This is a genomic window from Burkholderia sp. SIMBA_051 (genome assembly GCF_046534915.1).
Lineage (GTDB): Bacteria > Pseudomonadota > Gammaproteobacteria > Burkholderiales > Burkholderiaceae > Burkholderia > Burkholderia ambifaria.
In genome coordinates this window covers 196306-210991 of sequence record NZ_JAWRXS010000002.1, presented here as the reverse complement: position 1 = coordinate 210991, position 14686 = coordinate 196306, and the positions used below count along the sequence as shown (strand labels likewise).

11 protein-coding genes are annotated in these 14686 nt (G+C 69.4%); 5 read left to right on the top strand and 6 right to left on the bottom strand.

What is annotated here, in order from left to right; genetic code table 11:
• Positions 1 to 84 precede the first annotated feature (84 nt).
• Genes hemC through SB771_RS04930 form a run of 3 tightly spaced genes read left to right on the top strand, consistent with a single transcriptional unit; the run spans position 85 to position 4228 of the window.
• Entirely contained in the window at positions 85 to 1071 is a 987-nt protein-coding gene (hemC, locus tag SB771_RS04940) for a hydroxymethylbilane synthase (RefSeq protein WP_175660249.1), read from the top strand.
• Positions 1071 to 3038, top strand: coding sequence for a fused uroporphyrinogen-III synthase HemD/membrane protein HemX (gene hemDX / locus SB771_RS04935; RefSeq protein WP_175660248.1), 1968 nt, complete (start codon positions 1071 to 1073; stop codon positions 3036 to 3038). Before hemC ends, hemDX begins: the two co-directional genes overlap by 1 nt.
• 2 nt (positions 3039 to 3040) lie before the next feature.
• Entirely contained in the window at positions 3041 to 4228 is a 1188-nt protein-coding gene (locus SB771_RS04930) for a heme biosynthesis protein HemY (protein WP_011657637.1), read from the top strand.
• Positions 4229 to 4482: 254 nt separating this feature from the next.
• Here SB771_RS04930 and SB771_RS04925 read toward each other — a convergent pair whose 3' ends face one another.
• From SB771_RS04925 to SB771_RS04915, 3 genes are all read right to left on the bottom strand, one after another.
• Positions 4483 to 5787 carry an MFS transporter gene (locus tag SB771_RS04925; RefSeq protein WP_175660247.1) on the bottom strand — a complete coding sequence of 435 codons (1305 nt, stop codon included), beginning with the start codon at positions 5785 to 5787 and terminating at the stop codon, positions 4483 to 4485.
• A 145-nt stretch (positions 5788 to 5932) separates the two neighbouring features.
• A complete protein-coding gene (locus SB771_RS04920; RefSeq protein ID WP_165751848.1) occupies positions 5933 to 6691 on the bottom strand; it encodes an SDR family oxidoreductase in 759 nt (252 codons plus the stop codon).
• A 75-nt stretch (positions 6692 to 6766) separates the two neighbouring features.
• Complete coding sequence (locus SB771_RS04915) at positions 6767 to 8206, bottom strand: aldehyde dehydrogenase family protein (RefSeq protein WP_175660246.1); 1440 nt, start codon at positions 8204 to 8206, stop codon at positions 6767 to 6769.
• 208 nt (positions 8207 to 8414) lie between these two features.
• Between SB771_RS04915 and ppa the strand changes: the two genes are divergently transcribed.
• Positions 8415 to 8942: an inorganic diphosphatase gene (ppa, locus tag SB771_RS04910; RefSeq protein ID WP_006753432.1), complete on the top strand. Its 528-nt coding sequence runs from the start codon at positions 8415 to 8417 to the stop codon at positions 8940 to 8942.
• A gap of 55 nt (positions 8943 to 8997) precedes the next feature.
• On the opposite strand, the gene SB771_RS04905 is transcribed toward ppa, so the two are convergent.
• Both SB771_RS04905 and SB771_RS04900 read right to left on the bottom strand, forming a co-directional pair.
• Positions 8998 to 9870, bottom strand: a complete 873-nt coding sequence (locus tag SB771_RS04905; protein ID WP_175660245.1) for a GIY-YIG nuclease family protein — start codon at positions 9868 to 9870, stop codon at positions 8998 to 9000.
• 49 nt (positions 9871 to 9919) lie between these two features.
• Positions 9920 to 10954, bottom strand: coding sequence for a helix-turn-helix transcriptional regulator (locus SB771_RS04900; protein ID WP_175660244.1), 1035 nt, complete (start codon positions 10952 to 10954; stop codon positions 9920 to 9922).
• Positions 10955 to 11103: 149 nt separating this feature from the next.
• Between SB771_RS04900 and SB771_RS04895 the strand changes: the two genes are divergently transcribed.
• Positions 11104 to 13350 (top strand): glycoside hydrolase family 3 C-terminal domain-containing protein, encoded by a 2247-nt coding sequence (locus SB771_RS04895; RefSeq protein ID WP_175660243.1) that lies wholly within the window; start codon positions 11104 to 11106, stop codon positions 13348 to 13350.
• Positions 13351 to 13421: 71 nt separating this feature from the next.
• Here the strand turns inward: SB771_RS04895 and SB771_RS04890 are convergent, their stop codons facing one another.
• On the bottom strand, positions 13422 to 14600 hold the full coding sequence (locus SB771_RS04890) for a GNAT family N-acetyltransferase (protein WP_175660242.1): 1179 nt from the start codon (positions 14598 to 14600) through the stop codon (positions 13422 to 13424).
• Positions 14601 to 14686 lie beyond the last annotated feature (86 nt).

The window sequence follows — 14686 nt, the reverse complement described above, 5'->3', positions numbered from 1 at the left end:
GGGCGTGGGCTCCGGGCCCGGGCGGGCCGAAGCGTGCGTGCTACCATTGTTCGATCTTCCATCCCGTCCTTCGATGTTCCAGCAATGAATTCCGAGACTATTTCGGCACAAGCCCCTGCGACGCTGACGATTGCTTCGCGCGAGAGCCGCCTGGCGATGTGGCAAGCCGAACATGTGCGTGATGCGCTGCGCAAATTATATCCAGCTTGCGACGTGAAAATCCTCGGGATGACGACCCGTGGCGACCAGATTCTCGATCGTACGCTGTCGAAGGTCGGCGGCAAGGGCCTGTTCGTGAAGGAGCTGGAGAATGCGCTCGCCGACGGTCGCGCCGATCTGGCCGTGCATTCGCTGAAGGACGTGCCGATGGCGCTGCCCGACGGCTTCGCGGTCACTGCGATCATGGAGCGCGAGGATCCGCGCGATGCGTTCGTGTCGAACGACTACGCGTCGCTCGACGCGCTGCCGGCCGGCGCCGTCGTCGGCACGTCGAGCCTGCGCCGCGAGGCGATGCTGCGCGCGCGCTATCCGCACCTCGACGTGCTGCCGCTGCGCGGCAACCTCGACACGCGCCTGGCGAAGCTCGATCGCGGCGACTATGCGGCGATCATTCTCGCGGCCGCGGGCCTCAAGCGCCTCGGCCTCGAAGCGCGAATCCGTACACTGATCGACGTCGAGGACAGCCCGCCCGCCGCCGGTCAGGGCGCGCTCGGCATCGAAATCGCCGCGCACCGCACGGACGTCGCCGCATGGCTCGCGCCGCTGCACGACCCGAAGACCGCGCTCGCGGTCGAGGCCGAGCGGATGGTGTCGCGCGCGCTCGGCGGCAGCTGCGAGGTGCCGCTCGCCGCGCACGCGGTGTGGCGCGCCGGCGAGCTGTACCTGACGGGCCGCGTGTCGACGACCGACGGCCAGCGCGTGCTGACGGCCGAGGAGTGCGGCGCGGTCATGACCGTCGCCGATGCGCTCGCGCTCGGCCGCGCGGTGTCCGACGAGCTCGAGGCGCAGGGCGCGCTCGACATCGTCAACGCACTGCTGGCCGCGTCGCAGGCCGGCAAGGGCGACGCCTGATGGCGGGCGGCGCGCGCGCGTTCACCGCCGTCCTGACACGTCCGGACGGCCAGTCGGCCGGACTCTCGGCCCAGCTGGCCGAGGCCGGCTGCGACGTGCTCGAATTCCCGCTGATCGACATCGCGCCGGTGGACGATCCTGCGCCGCTCGACGCCGCGTTCGCGGCGCTCGACCGTTTCGCGCTGGTGATCTTCGTGTCGCCGAACGCGATCGACCGCGCGCTCGCGCAGTACGGCGCGATCTGGCCGAATGCGCTGCCGGTCGGCGTCGTCGGCCCGGGCAGCGTCGCGGCGCTCGAGCGCCACGGAATCGCCGCGCCCGCGCATCGCGTGATCGCGCCGCAGGCGCCCGCCGACGGCGGTGTCCCGCATTACGATTCGGAAAACCTGTTCGCGAGCATCGAGGCCGCGTTCGGCGGCGCGCAGGCGCTCGCCGGCAAGCACGTGCTGATCGTGCGGGGCGACGGCGGGCGCGAATGGCTCGCCGAGCGGCTGCGCGAAGCCGGCGCGGACGTCACGCTGGTCGCCGCGTACCGGCGCGTCGTGCCCGAGCCGCGCGTCGGCGCGTGGGAGCGCGTGCATGCGCTGCTCGCCGGCGAGCCGCACGCGTGGCTCGTCACGAGCTCGGAAGGGGTGCGCAACCTGCACGAACTCGCGCGCACCCACCTGAACGACGCCGAGATCGAGGCGCTGAAGCATGCGCCGCTCGTGACGCCGCACCCGCGCATCGAGCAGACCGCCCGCGCACTGGGTTTTGATAGGATTACGCTGACCGGCGCGGGCGATGAGCGCATCGTCCGCGCGTTTCGAACGATGGCCGACGAGGCCGTCCAACCGGCGACAGCCGCACCGGTGACTAAACGCATGACAGATACCAACGATTCCAAAAGCGTCGCTTCCCAGCCGGCCGCTGCATCCGCGCCGCCGTCCAGTCCCCCTTATCTCGCGCAATCGCCTGCGCGCCGCGGCAGCAGCGCGGCGCTGTGGTTCGTCGTCGTCGTGCTCGGCTGCGCCGCGGGCGTGGGCGCCTACGCGCTGAACCGCAAGGTCGACCGGCTCGACGCGACGTTCGTCGCGCGCCAGAAGGCGCTCGACGCGCAAACGGCCGAGACCCGCATGAAGACCGAGCAGGCGCTCGCGGGCACGCACCAGGTCGACACGCAGCTCGCGCAGCTCGACGGCAAGCTCGCCGATGCGCAGAGCGCGCAGCAGGCGCTGCAGCAGCAGTACCAGGACCTGTCGCGCAACCGCGACGCGTGGATGCTGGAAGAAGTCGACCAGATGCTGTCGAGCGCGAGCCAGCAGTTGCAGCTCACGGGCAACACGCAGCTCGCGCTGATCGCGCTGCAGAATGCCGACGCGCGCCTCGCGACGTCGCAGAGCGTGCAGGCCGTCACGGTACGCAAGGCGCTCGCGCAGGACATCGAGAAGCTGAAGGCCGCACCGTCGGCCGACCTCACGGGCCTCGCGATCAAGCTCGGCGACGCGATCGCGAAGATCGACGCGCTGCCGTTGTCGGGCGAGGCGATCGTCCCTCACGCGGCGCCGAAGGCCGCGCCGGCCGATGCCGCATCGTCGGTCGCGGCCGACACGCCGCGCTGGAAGGTGTGGTGGCATGACTTCTCGGCGGGCCTCGGCGAGCAACTGAAGGGCCTCGTGCAGGTGCGCCGGATCGACAATGCGGACGCGATGCTCGCGTCGCCCGACCAGGGCTACTTCGTGCGCGAGAACGTGAAGCTGCGCCTGCTCACCGCGCGGCTGTCACTGCTCTCGCGCAACGACACCGCGATGAAGGCCGACCTGCATGCGGCGCAGGCGTCGCTCGGCAAGTATTTCGACCCGGCATCGAAGGACACGCAAACCGTCCAGGATCTGCTCCGGCAGGTCGACGGCGCATCGCTGACGGTCGCGGTGCCGAACCTGAACACGAGCCTGAACGCCGTTCAGCAGTTCAAGAGCCGGGGGTAACGATGACGCTTCGAGGAATCGTCTGGCTCGCGATCCTGTTCGGGATCGCCGCGGCACTCGCCACCGTCGGCCGTTTCGACGCGGGGCAGGTGCTGCTCGTCTATCCGCCGTACCGGATCGACGTGTCGCTGAACCTGTTCGTGATCGGCATCGTCGTGCTGTTCATCGTCGTGTACGCGCTGCTGCGCATCGTGCGCAACATCTGGCGCATGCCGCAGCGGGTCGCCGCGTATCGTGCGCGTTCGCGCAACGAGAAGGCGCAGGCGTCGCTGCGCGATGCGATCGCGAACCTGTATGCGGGCCGCTTCTCGCGCGCCGAGAAGGCCGCGCGCGACGCGCTCGCGGTCGATGCGAACCAGGGCGCCGCGAGTCTCGTCGCGGCGACCGCCGCGCACCGGATGCACGAGTACACGCGCCGCGACGACTGGCTGTCGAAAGTCGACGCGCCCGAATGGCAGGACGCGAGGCTGCTCGCCGCGGCCGACATGCGCGCGGATGCACGCGATGCCGACGGCGCGCTCGCCGCGCTGGCCGACCTGCAGGCGGGCGGCAAGCGCATCCATGCGCAGCAGGTCGCGCTGCGCGCGCAGCAGCAGTTGAAGAACTGGGCCGAGGTGCTGAAGCTCGCGAAGGCGCTCGAGAAGCGCGAGGCGCTGCATCCGGCCGCGGCCGTGCGGCTGCGCCAGCAGGCGGCGGAGAACCTGCTGCGCGAACGCCGGCATGATCCGGACGCGCTGCTCGAGGTGTGGCAGTCGCTGTCGCCGCTCGAGCGTCAGTCGCCGCGCCTCGCCGATCTCGCGGCCGAACTGCTGGTGCCGCTCGAGCGTCGCCCCGAAGCGCGCCGCATCGTCGAGGAAGCGCTCGCGCACAACTGGGATGCGCGGCTGCTGCGCCGCTATCCGGATACGGCCGGCGCCGATGCGCTGCCGCTGATCCAGAAGGCCGAAGGGTGGAAGAAGGATCACCCGGACGATGCCGACCTGCTGTTCGCGCTCGGCCGTCTCTGCCAGCAGCAGCAGCTGTGGGGCAAGGCGCAGTCGTTCCTCGAGGCCGCGCTGAAGCAGGCCGACAACGAGGCGCTGAAAGTGCGTGCGCACCGTGCGCTCGCACGCCTGTTCGAGCATCTCGGCGAAACCGACAAGGCGGCGAAGCACTACCGCGAAAGCGCGCTCGCGATCACCGTGGTCTGACGCGGCGGCGGCCATCTGCCGCGCGTGAAAATGCCCCGAACGCCGATTGGCCTTCGGGGCATTTTTTATCCGGCGCCGCTTGGCAGGGCGGCCTGGACGCCGTGGTTCATGCGCTTTTGCAGCAGGGCGCCGGCGAGCCCGCTGTCGAGCCCGCCGTTGAGCCGGTAAACGTCGTCGTACGGCGCACCGGCGCGGGGCGCGACCCGGTCGGCTTCATGCTCGCGTGCGAGTGCGACGAGGTCACGCCCACCGCATCACTTGTCGACGAGTCGCTTCGGCACCGACAGCGCGAGCAACCCGCCGAGCACGAGGAACGCGGCGAGCATGTACATGCCCGCGTCGTTGGCGCCCGTCGCCTGCTTGAGCCAGCCCATCAGGTACGGGCTCAGGAAACCCGCGAGGTTGCCGATCGAGTTGATCATCGCGATGCCGGCCGCGGCCGCCGCGCCGCCGAGGAATGCGGTCGGCAGGCTCCAGAACAGCGGCAGCGTCGTCAGGATGCCCATCGTCGCGAGCGTGAGCCCGAGCATCGCGAGCGCCGTCTGGTGCGCCCAGATCACCGACAACACGAGCCCGAGCGCGCCGAACGCGGCCGGAATCGCCAGGTGCCAGCGTCGTTCGCGCCGCTTGTCCGCGCTGTGCGCGATCAGGATCATCGCGACCACCGCCGCCGCATACGGAATCGCCGACAGCAGGCCGATCATGAACGTGTCGACCACGCCGGTCGCCTTGATGATCGTCGGCAGCCAGAAGCCGACGCCGTACAGCCCCATCACGAACGAGAAGTAGATGAGCGCCATCAGCCACACGCGCGGGCTCGACATCACCGCGCCGAGCGGCAGGTCCTGCTTGGTCGCTTCCTCCGCGTCGACGTTGCGCGCGAGCAGCGCCTTTTCGTCGTCGGTGAGCCATTTGGCCTTCGCGATCCGGTCGTCGAGCGCGAAGAACACGAGCACGCCGGCCAGCACCGACGGGATCCCTTCGAGCAGGAACAGCCATTGCCAGCCGTGCCAGCCGCTCACGCCGTTGAACGCCTTCAGGATGAAGCCGGAGATCGGTCCGCCGATCACGCCGGACAGCGCGACGGCGGTCATGAAGAAGGTCGTCATCCGGCCGCGCCGGTGCGCGGGATACCAGTAGGTGAGATACAGGATCACGCCGGGGAAGAAGCCGGCTTCGGCGACGCCGAGCAGGAAGCGCATCACGTAGAACATCGCGGGTGTCGTGACGAACATCGTCAGGATCGAGATCACGCCCCACGTCGCCATGATGCGCGCGATCCACACGCGCGCGCCGACCTTGTGCAGGATGATGTTGCTCGGGACTTCGAACAGGAAGTAGCCGAAGAAGAAGATCCCGGCACCGAGCCCGTAGACGGTGTCGCTGAGATTCAGGTCGCTCGCCATCTGCAGCTTCGCGAAGCCGACGTTCACGCGGTCGAGATACGCGACCACGTAGCACAGCAGCAGCAGCGGCGTGAGCCGCCACGACACCTTGCGGTAGGTTGCTTCCTCGAATGCGCCGGACGAGCCCGGCAGCGACTGCATCGATGTAGCCATGTTGTCTCCTGTCCTTGTCTTGTCATGTGCCGGAGCCGGCGCGTCGGCGCCCGATCCGGTGTGTTGCGAAGCAATGCCGATGCGTCGATGCACCCTGCGTGGATCCGGCCGGCGATGCCGGCGCGGCGCAATCGCGGTCGTGCGGCTAGATGCAGCGCCCGCCGTCGACTTCGAGACAGACGCCGGTGATGAACTCGGCTTCGTCGGATGCCAGGTACAGAGCCGCGTTCGCGATGTCCTGCGGCGTCGAGAAGCGGCCGAGCGGAATCGTCGCGAGGAACCGGCGGCGATTCTCCGGCGTGTCCTCGCAGCCCATGAACTCGGTCATCAGGCCCGTCTCGCCGAGCACCGGGTTGATGCAGTTCACGCGGATGCGGTCGGCGCCAAGCTCGGCCGCGAGCGACTTGCTCGCGGTGATCATCGCGCCCTTCGTGCTGTTGTACCAGACGAGGCCCGGGCGCGGCCGCACGCCGGCCGTCGATGCGACGTTCACGAACACGCCGCCGCCCTGCGCGCGGAAATACGGCACCAGGGTCTGTACGCTCCAGAACAGGCTCTTCATGTTGACGGCGTACACGCGATCGAACTCGGCTTCCGTCACGTCGAGCACCGGCTTGTTGCGGTGCGTGGTGCCGGCGTTGTTCACGACGATCTGCACCGAATGGAAATCGTCGAGCGCGGCCTGCAGCAGCGCGCGCCAGTCGGCGTCTTTGGACACGTCGCCCGCGACCGCGATCGCCTTGCCGCCCGCCAGCGCGATCTCGCTTGCGACGCGCTCTGCCGCCGCGCCGTTCAGGTCGTTGACGACGACATTCGCGCCTTCGCGCGCATAGGTCTTCGCGATGCCCTCGCCGAAGCCCGAGCCGCCGCCCGTGACGATGGCCGTCTTGCCGCTCAACCGCATGGTGTGTCTCCTCTGTTGGATGCGTGCGTGGTGTGTCGGTGCGCGGCCGGTCGTTGCCGGCCGCGTGCTGCGGGTTCAGCCGTGCCGGATCGCGATCGTCTTCAGTGCGGTGAAGCCATACAGCGCCTCGAAGCCTTTCTCGCGGCCGTGGCCCGAGTGGCCGACGCCGCCGAACGGCAGTTCGACGCCGCCGCCCGCACCGTAGTTGTTGACGAACACCTGACCGGCGCGCAGGCGCCGCGCGAGACGCAGCTGGCGCGCGCCGTCGCGGGTCCAGATGCCTGCGACGAGGCCGTACGGCGTGCCGTTCGCGAGTGCGACTGCTTCCTCCTCGTCGACGAAACGCATTGCGGCGAGCACCGGGCCGAACACTTCCTCCTGCGCGAGCCGGTGCGACGCGGGCACGTCGCGCAGCAGCGCGGGGGCCTGGTAGAAGCCGCTTTCGGGCGCATCGGCGACGACCTGGCCGTGCCCTGCCATCGGAATGCCGTCATGCTGCGCGTCGGAGAGGAAATCCCACACGCGCTGCTGCTGCTTCGCGTTGATCAGCGGGCCGCAGTCGAGATCCGCGCGGCTCGGGCCGACCCGCAGCGCGTTGAATGCGGTGGCGAGCCGATCGACGAGCGGCTCGTACACCGCGTGCTCGATCAGCACGCGGCTGCCGGCCGAGCAGGTCTGCCCACCGTTCTGCACGATCGCCGACACGAGCACGGGCAGCGCCGCTTCGAGATCGGCGTCGGCGAACACGATCTGCGGCGACTTGCCGCCGAGCTCGAGCGTGACGGGCACGTGGTTCTCGGCGGCCATCTGCGTGACCAGCTTGCCGGTCGCGGGCGAGCCGGTGAACGAGATGTGGTCGATGCCCGGGTGGCGCGCGAGCGCGGCGCCCGCCTCGTGGCCGTAGCCGGTGACGATGTTGAGCGCACCGGCCGGTAGCCCGGCTTCGGCGGCCAGCTCGGCGACGCGCAGCACCGACAGGCACGCATCCTCGGCCGGCTTCACGACGCACGCGTTGCCGGCCGCGAGCGCCGCGCCGACGCTGCGCCCGAAGATCTGCATCGGGTAGTTCCACGGCACGATGTGGCCGGTGACACCGTGCGGTTCGCGCACGGTCAGCACCGTATAGCCGGCCTGATAGGGGAGGGTCTCGCCGTGCAGCTTGTCGGCGGCGCCCGCGTAGAACTCGAAATAGCGCACGAGCGCGGCGGCATCGGCACGCGCCTGCTTCAGCGGCTTGCCGGTGTCGCGCGCCTCGATCGTCGCGAGTTCCTCGAGATGGTCGGCGACGCGCGCCGACAGCCGCATCAGCACGCGGCCGCGCTCGGCGGCGCTCGCCGCGCCCCACGGGCCCACGAACGCTTCGCGGGCCGCGGCGACCGCGCGCTCGATGTCGGGTGCGGTGCCGCGCGCGATCGTCGCGAACGGCTGGCCGTCGGAGGGATCGACGACCGGGATGGTCTCCAGCTGCGCGGGCAACGTCCATTCGCCCGCGATGAAGTGCTTCGCTTCTTCCATGCCTGCTCCTCGGGTCCGATGCTTCGCGGCGACGGACGACGTCGCCCGTGGTTCGGTGGCCGGACATCCGGAACGATTATCGCGCCGATCGTCATCCGGACGCCACCGGTCGATTGGCTATAATGGCGCATTCCCTGCGGGGACGCCCGCGGCGGTGCAGCGCCCGCGGCGCCCCTGTCCCGAATTCCATCGACCAACAGAGAGCGCTATGAGCTTTAATCATGTTCCGGCCGGCAAGGACCTGCCGCACGATTTCAACGTGATCATCGAGATCCCCGCGCAAAGCGATCCGGTGAAGTACGAGGCGGACAAGGAACTGGGTCTCCTCGTCGTCGACCGCTTCATCGGTACCGGCATGCGTTACCCGGTGAACTACGGCTACATCCCGCAGACGCTGTCGGGCGACGGCGATCCGGTCGACGTGCTGGTGATCACGCCGTTCCCGCTGCTGGCCGGCTCGATCGTGCGTTCGCGCGTGCTCGGCATGCTGCAGATGACCGACGAGTCGGGCGTCGACGCGAAGCTGGTCGCCGTGCCGCACGACAAGGTCTGCCCGATGACGGCGAACCTGAAGTCGATCGACGACGTGCCCGAGTACCTGAAGGATCAGATCAAGCACTTCTTCGAGCAGTACAAGGCGCTCGAGAAGGGCAAGTGGGTGAAGGTCGAAGGCTGGGCCGGCATCGACGCCGCGCACAAGGAAATCACCGACGGCGCCGCGAACTACAAGAAGTAAGCCCGTTGGCCGGCTTCGCGCCGGTTCGTTCGGAACGCAAACCGCGCGTGTCTCCTCAGGAGGCCGCGCGGTTTTGTTTTGTGCGCACGGTTTTCCGGCGGCCGGGCGCGGACGCCTGCGGGCGTGGGGTGGCCGGTGCCTGCTTCGTGCGTTTCGTGCGGGGCGGGGCAGCGGGTGACGTGGCCGCCTGGGTCGCTTCGGCGGGTCGCGTGGTCGATGGACGGCGCCGCATCGGTGCGCAAGCGGCGTCTTCGCGTGCGTTCGCTGCCGGTTTGCCGACGGCGGCCGATGCCTTCCTTTTTGGCGACGCGGCTGGAGGCGGGCCGGCCTTCTTTACCGGCGTACCACGCAACGACGTCTTTTTTGCGGCGGCGTCGCCGTCGGCTTTCGCCCGTTTCGCGTCCGGTGCGGCCGGGTTCGATGGCGTCGACTTCGACGCTTGCTTGCCTTTCGCAGGCTTCGCCGTCTCCACTGTCTTCACCGTCTTCGCGGCCGTTGCAGGCCCGGCGACTTTCCCGGCCTTCGCCTTTTTCCCGGCAACCGGTTCGGTATCAGCCGCGTTGGCCGCATCGTCGAGGTCTTTCGCGCGCCCCTTCTTCGGCCCGCGCACCATCGCCTTCGGCCCGGCGGCATCGTTGCGCTCGTCGAGCGCCACCACCGCCGGCAACACCGATTCGAGCGTGCGCAAGCCGGCCGCCAACTCGCGCTTTTTCGCGGGTGTGAGCCGCTTCACCCAGTATTCGGCGCGCGACGCGCTGGACCGGTCGGGCAGAGGAAACGCCGCGAGCACCGCGCGCGGCTTGCGCGAGCGTGTATAGCGCGCGCCCTTGCCGGACGCGTGTTCGTCGAAGCGCGCGGCGACATCGGTCGTGATGCCCGTGTAGACGCTGTCGTCCGCGCATTCGATCAGATACAGAAACCAGGACATGGCAGGGCGGCGGGATGCGAAGCCGCCAGTGTCTCAGAAAAAGCCTGCGTCAACGCCACCGGTCGCCGTGCCCGTCGCGAAAGCGGCTCGGCGCCGCGCCGAGTTCGCGCGTGAAGAAGCGCGTGAATGCGCTCGTCGATCGGAAGCCGACGCGCACGCCGATCTCGCCGATCGGCAACTGCGTATTGAGCAGCAGGTCGCGCGCCTCGCCGAGCCGCGCCTGCGCGACGAGCGCATGGAAACCGACCGCTTCGCGATTGAGCCGCCGGCGCAGCGTCCAGCGCGACATCGCGAAGCGCGTGCACACGTGCTGCATCAGCGTATCGGTCGGCACGTCGGTATCGTCGGAGGTGCGCAGCCAGTCGCGCACGCATTGTTCGACCGACGCGCCGAACGTCGAGCATGCGCGCACGCGCTCGCGCGCGGCGTCGGCCGCATGACGCTGGATGCCGGCGAGCGGCGCGTTGTAGCGCTCGAACGGCGTGTCGAAGTGCGCGGAGCGCAGCACGATGCGGTTGTGCGCGGCCTCGAACGCCACCGGTGCGCCGAGCATGTCGCGCAGCGCGGCAACGGGCGCGAACGCGCGGCCGGCGAATTCGGCGTCGTCGATGCGCACGTGCGGATCGTACAGGCGCGCAAGCGCCGCGAGGATCGCGAGATTGACGAACGCGCTGCCCGCGTGCCGGCCGTCTCCTTCGTTCACGTACTCGAGCGCGATCGCGTCGCCTCTCTCGTGTGCGAAGACCCAGTCGACGTTGCCGATCAGCTCGCGATAGCGCAGGTAGCCGTGCAGCGCGCCGCGCAGCGTCGCCGCGTTGCACGTGACGCCCGCGAGCTCGGGAAACGGCACGAGCCAGGGCACGACCTGCGGTGGCGGGCGATGCCACGACAGCGGCCAGCCGCTCGTCAGCTGCATCGCGGCCACGTGCCGGTCACCAGCGATGCGGCGCGTGTCGTCGGCGAGCTCGGCCGGCCCGATGCCGAGCGTCTCGTAAAGCGCGGCGGGATCGATGCCGTTTGCGCGCGCGTCCTCGCACAGCCAGCGGTAGATCCGTACGGATACCGATTTCTGTCTCAACTCCATGTCTGCCCCCTGTCGTCATGCCGTTCGGGTTTGTCCCCGCTGCGAGAGGTCAACGCATGCTCCTGCCGGTCAAGCGTGGTGACCGGTCGATTTTTAGACTCGACGCTGGAGTTTGGCGACCAGTACAACAGATCGATTCTGGAGGATCAATGAAAACTTCGCTGTTCCGGTGTTCGACGATTGCGTCCGCAAGTGCGCTCACGATGCTGCTCGCGTCATGCGGCGGCGACGACATCCATGCGCCGGCCGACCCCGACGCGGCGGCCGACCAGCGCGCGGCCGCACTCGTCGCGCAACTGACGACCGACGAGAAACTGCAGCTCGTGCACGGGACCGGCATGCCCGCGCTCAACTTCGGCGGCCCGTTTCCGGCCGACGCGCTGAACGGCGCAAGCTACATCCCGGGCGTGCCGCGGCTCGGCATTCCGGCGCTCAGCAGCGCCGATTCGGCGGGTGGCGTGAACGTGAAGAATGCGCGCGTGACCGCGCTGCCCGCGCCGGTCGCGCTTGCGGCGACCTGGGATCCGGCGCTCGCGGGCACCTACGGCGCGCGCATCGCGCTCGAATTGCGCGCGCTCGGGTTCGCGGAAGGGCTCGGCGGCGGCGTGAACCTCGCGCGCGAGCCGCGCAACGGCCGCACCTTCGAATACATGGGCGAGGATCCGGTACTCGCGGGCACGCTGAGCGCCGCGCGCACGCAGGCCACGCAGGCGCGGAAGGTGATCGCGACGATCAAGCATTTCGCGTTCAACGACCAGGAAACCAACCGGATGACGGTCGATTCGGTCGTCGACGAGCGGACCATGCGCGAGGCCGAACTGCTCGCGTTCGAGATCGGCGTGAAGGACGGCCAGCCGGGCAACGTGATGTGCTCGTACAACAAGCTGAACGGCGTGTATGCGTGCGAGAACCCGTATCTGCTGACGACCGTGCTGAAGAACGAGTGGGGCTTCAAGGGCGTCGTGCAGTCGGACTGGGGCGCGACGCATTCGACGGTCGCGGCCGTGCAGGCCGGACTCGACGAGGAACAGCCCGGCGCGGCCGACGACGGCAACGCGCCGCTCGGCTCGTACTTCAATTCGAAGCTGCGCGCGGCGCTGCAGGCCGGCAGCGTGTCGGCCGCGCGGCTGAACGACATGGTGCAGCGCAAGCTGCGCACGCTGATCCGCATCGGCGTGATGGACGCGCCGCCGAAGCCGGGCGGCGCGATCGACGAAGCCGCCGGCAATGCCGACGCGCTCGCGATCGCCCGGCAAGCGGCGGTGCTGCTGAAGAACGCGGCCGCGCCGGGCGACACGCAGCCGGTGCTGCCGCTGGCCGCCGGCACGCTCAAGTCGGTCGTCGTGATCGGCGGGCACGCGGATGCGGGCGTGCTGTCGGGCGGCGGCTCGGGTGCGGTGCCGGCGATCGACGGCAACGCGGTGACGTCCTGTCAGCAACCGGCCGACATGCTGTTTGGCGGGTGCGCGACCTGGTACAAGTCCGCGCCGCTCGCGGCGATCCGCGCGAAGGCGCCGAACGCGTCAGTCAGCTATCTCGACGGGACCGACGCGAACGCGGCGGCCACCGCGGCCGCGCAGGCCGATGTCGCGATCGTGTTCGCCACGCAGTGGCAGACCGAAGGCCTCGACCTCGCGAGCCTGTCGCTGCCCGATGCGAAGGCCGACCCGTACAACCAGCAATACGACCAGAACGCGCTGATCGCCGCGGTCGCCGCGAAGGCGAAGCGTGTGATCGTCGTGCTCGAGAACGGCAGCCCCGTGCTGATGCCGTGGCTTGCCAACGTGCACGGCGTGCTCGACGCATGGTACCCGGGCGCACAGGGCGGCCAGGCGATCGCCGACCTGCTGTTCGGCGACGCGAATCCGTCGGGCCGGCTGCCGTTGACGTTCCCGAAGCAGGAGGCCGACCTGCCGCAGCCGACGATCGACCCGTCGAATACGCAGAACGTCTATGCCGAAGGGCTCGCGTACGGCTATCGCTGGTTCGACGCGAAGGCGATCGAGCCGCTGTTTCCGTTCGGCTACGGGTTGTCGTACACGACGTATGCGTTGTCGGCGATGTCGGCGCGGGCGGACGCAGCGGGCAACGTGACGGTCGGCGTGACGGTGACGAACACGGGCACGCGTGCCGGTACGCACACGGTGCAAATCTACGCAGCGCTGCCCGCGTCGCTCGGCGAGCCGCCGAAGCGGCTCGTCGGCTGGACCCGGGTCGCGCTGCAGCCGGGCGAGGCGCGCACGGTCAGTGTCGCGGTGCCGGCGCAGCGCTTCGCGGTGTGGGATGCGAATGCGCACGCATGGCGGATCGGCGCGGGCAGCTACGGGCTGTCGGCGGCCGCGTCGTCGCGTGACCCGCAGGCGCTGTCGCAGACGGTGACGCTCGCCGCGCACTGAGCCGGCCGCGGTCGTGCGGCATGCGGCGAGGCCATGCGCGGCCTCGCCGCATGCCGGTATGCCGGATGACGCTAGCCGGTGCGGTGCCTGAACGGATCGTGTTCGCGAAGTTCGTCGACGTACGCATGGATATGCTCGGTCTCGCGTGCGAGAAAATGCGCGACCGCATCGGAGAACGCCGGATGCGCGAGCCAGTGCGCGGAATGCGTGACGGTCGGCAGGAAGCCGCGCGCGAGCTTGTGCTCGCCCTGCGCGCCGCCCTCGAACGTGTCGAGCCCGGCCTCGATGCAGAATTCGAGCAGCTGGTAGTACGCCGTTTCGAAATGCAGACAGGGCACCTGCTCGAGCGCGCCCCAGTAGCGGCCATACAGCGTGCCGCCGCCGTTCGCGCCGCGCCGGTAGACGGCGAGCGAGCTCGCGATCGGGCGGCCATCGGCTTCGGCGATCACGAGCAGCAGGTTCTCCGGCATCGTCGCGCCGATCGCGCGGAAGAAGTCGAGATTCAGGTACGGGCTCGAGTAGTGTTCGCGGTAGGTCTGCCGGTAGCAGCGCGAGAAGAAGCGCCAGTCGGCATCGGTGATCCGATCGCCGGTCAGACGCCGGAACGTGACGCCCGCCTCGCGCACCTTGCGCCGTTCGGCGCGGATGTTCTTGCGCTTCTTCTGCTCGAGCGTGCCGAGGAAGTCGTCGAAGTCGCGGTAGCCGTCGTTGAGCCAGTGGAACTGCACGCCTTCGCGCAGCATCATCCCCAGCGATTCGAGCAGCCGCGCTTCGTCGCCGGTGGGGAACAGCACGTGCAGCGACGACACGTCGCTCTGCTCGGCGAACGCGAGCAGCGTGGCCGCGAGCCGGCGGCGTGCGTCGTCGTCGGCCGCGAGCAGGCGCGTGCCCTGCACGGGCGTGAACGGCACCGCGCACAGCAGCTTCGGGTAGTAGGACAGGCCGTTGCGCTGGTACGCGTCGGCCCATGCCCAGTCGAACACGTATTCGCCGTACGAATGCTGCTTCGCATAGACGGGCGCGGCGGCCGCCAGCCGCCCCGTGCGTGGATCGGTCAGCGTGACGAAGTGCGGCGACCAGCCGGTGTCGTCGACCGCGCAGCGCGCGACGTGCAGCGCGTCGAGGAATTCGTGGCGCAGGAACGGCGTCGGCTGCGCGTCGCGTTCGAGCAGCGCGTTCCATTCGTCGGCCGGCACTTCCGCGGGGGACGACAGGATGCCCGTGCGATAATCGATGCGTTCGTGTTTCAAGCGTGAATCCGTACTGTTGGATGCCGCCGGATGCGTGCCGCGATGGCCCGCGTCCGGGACGATTTCGTCAGCCGTTCAGGGCGCGC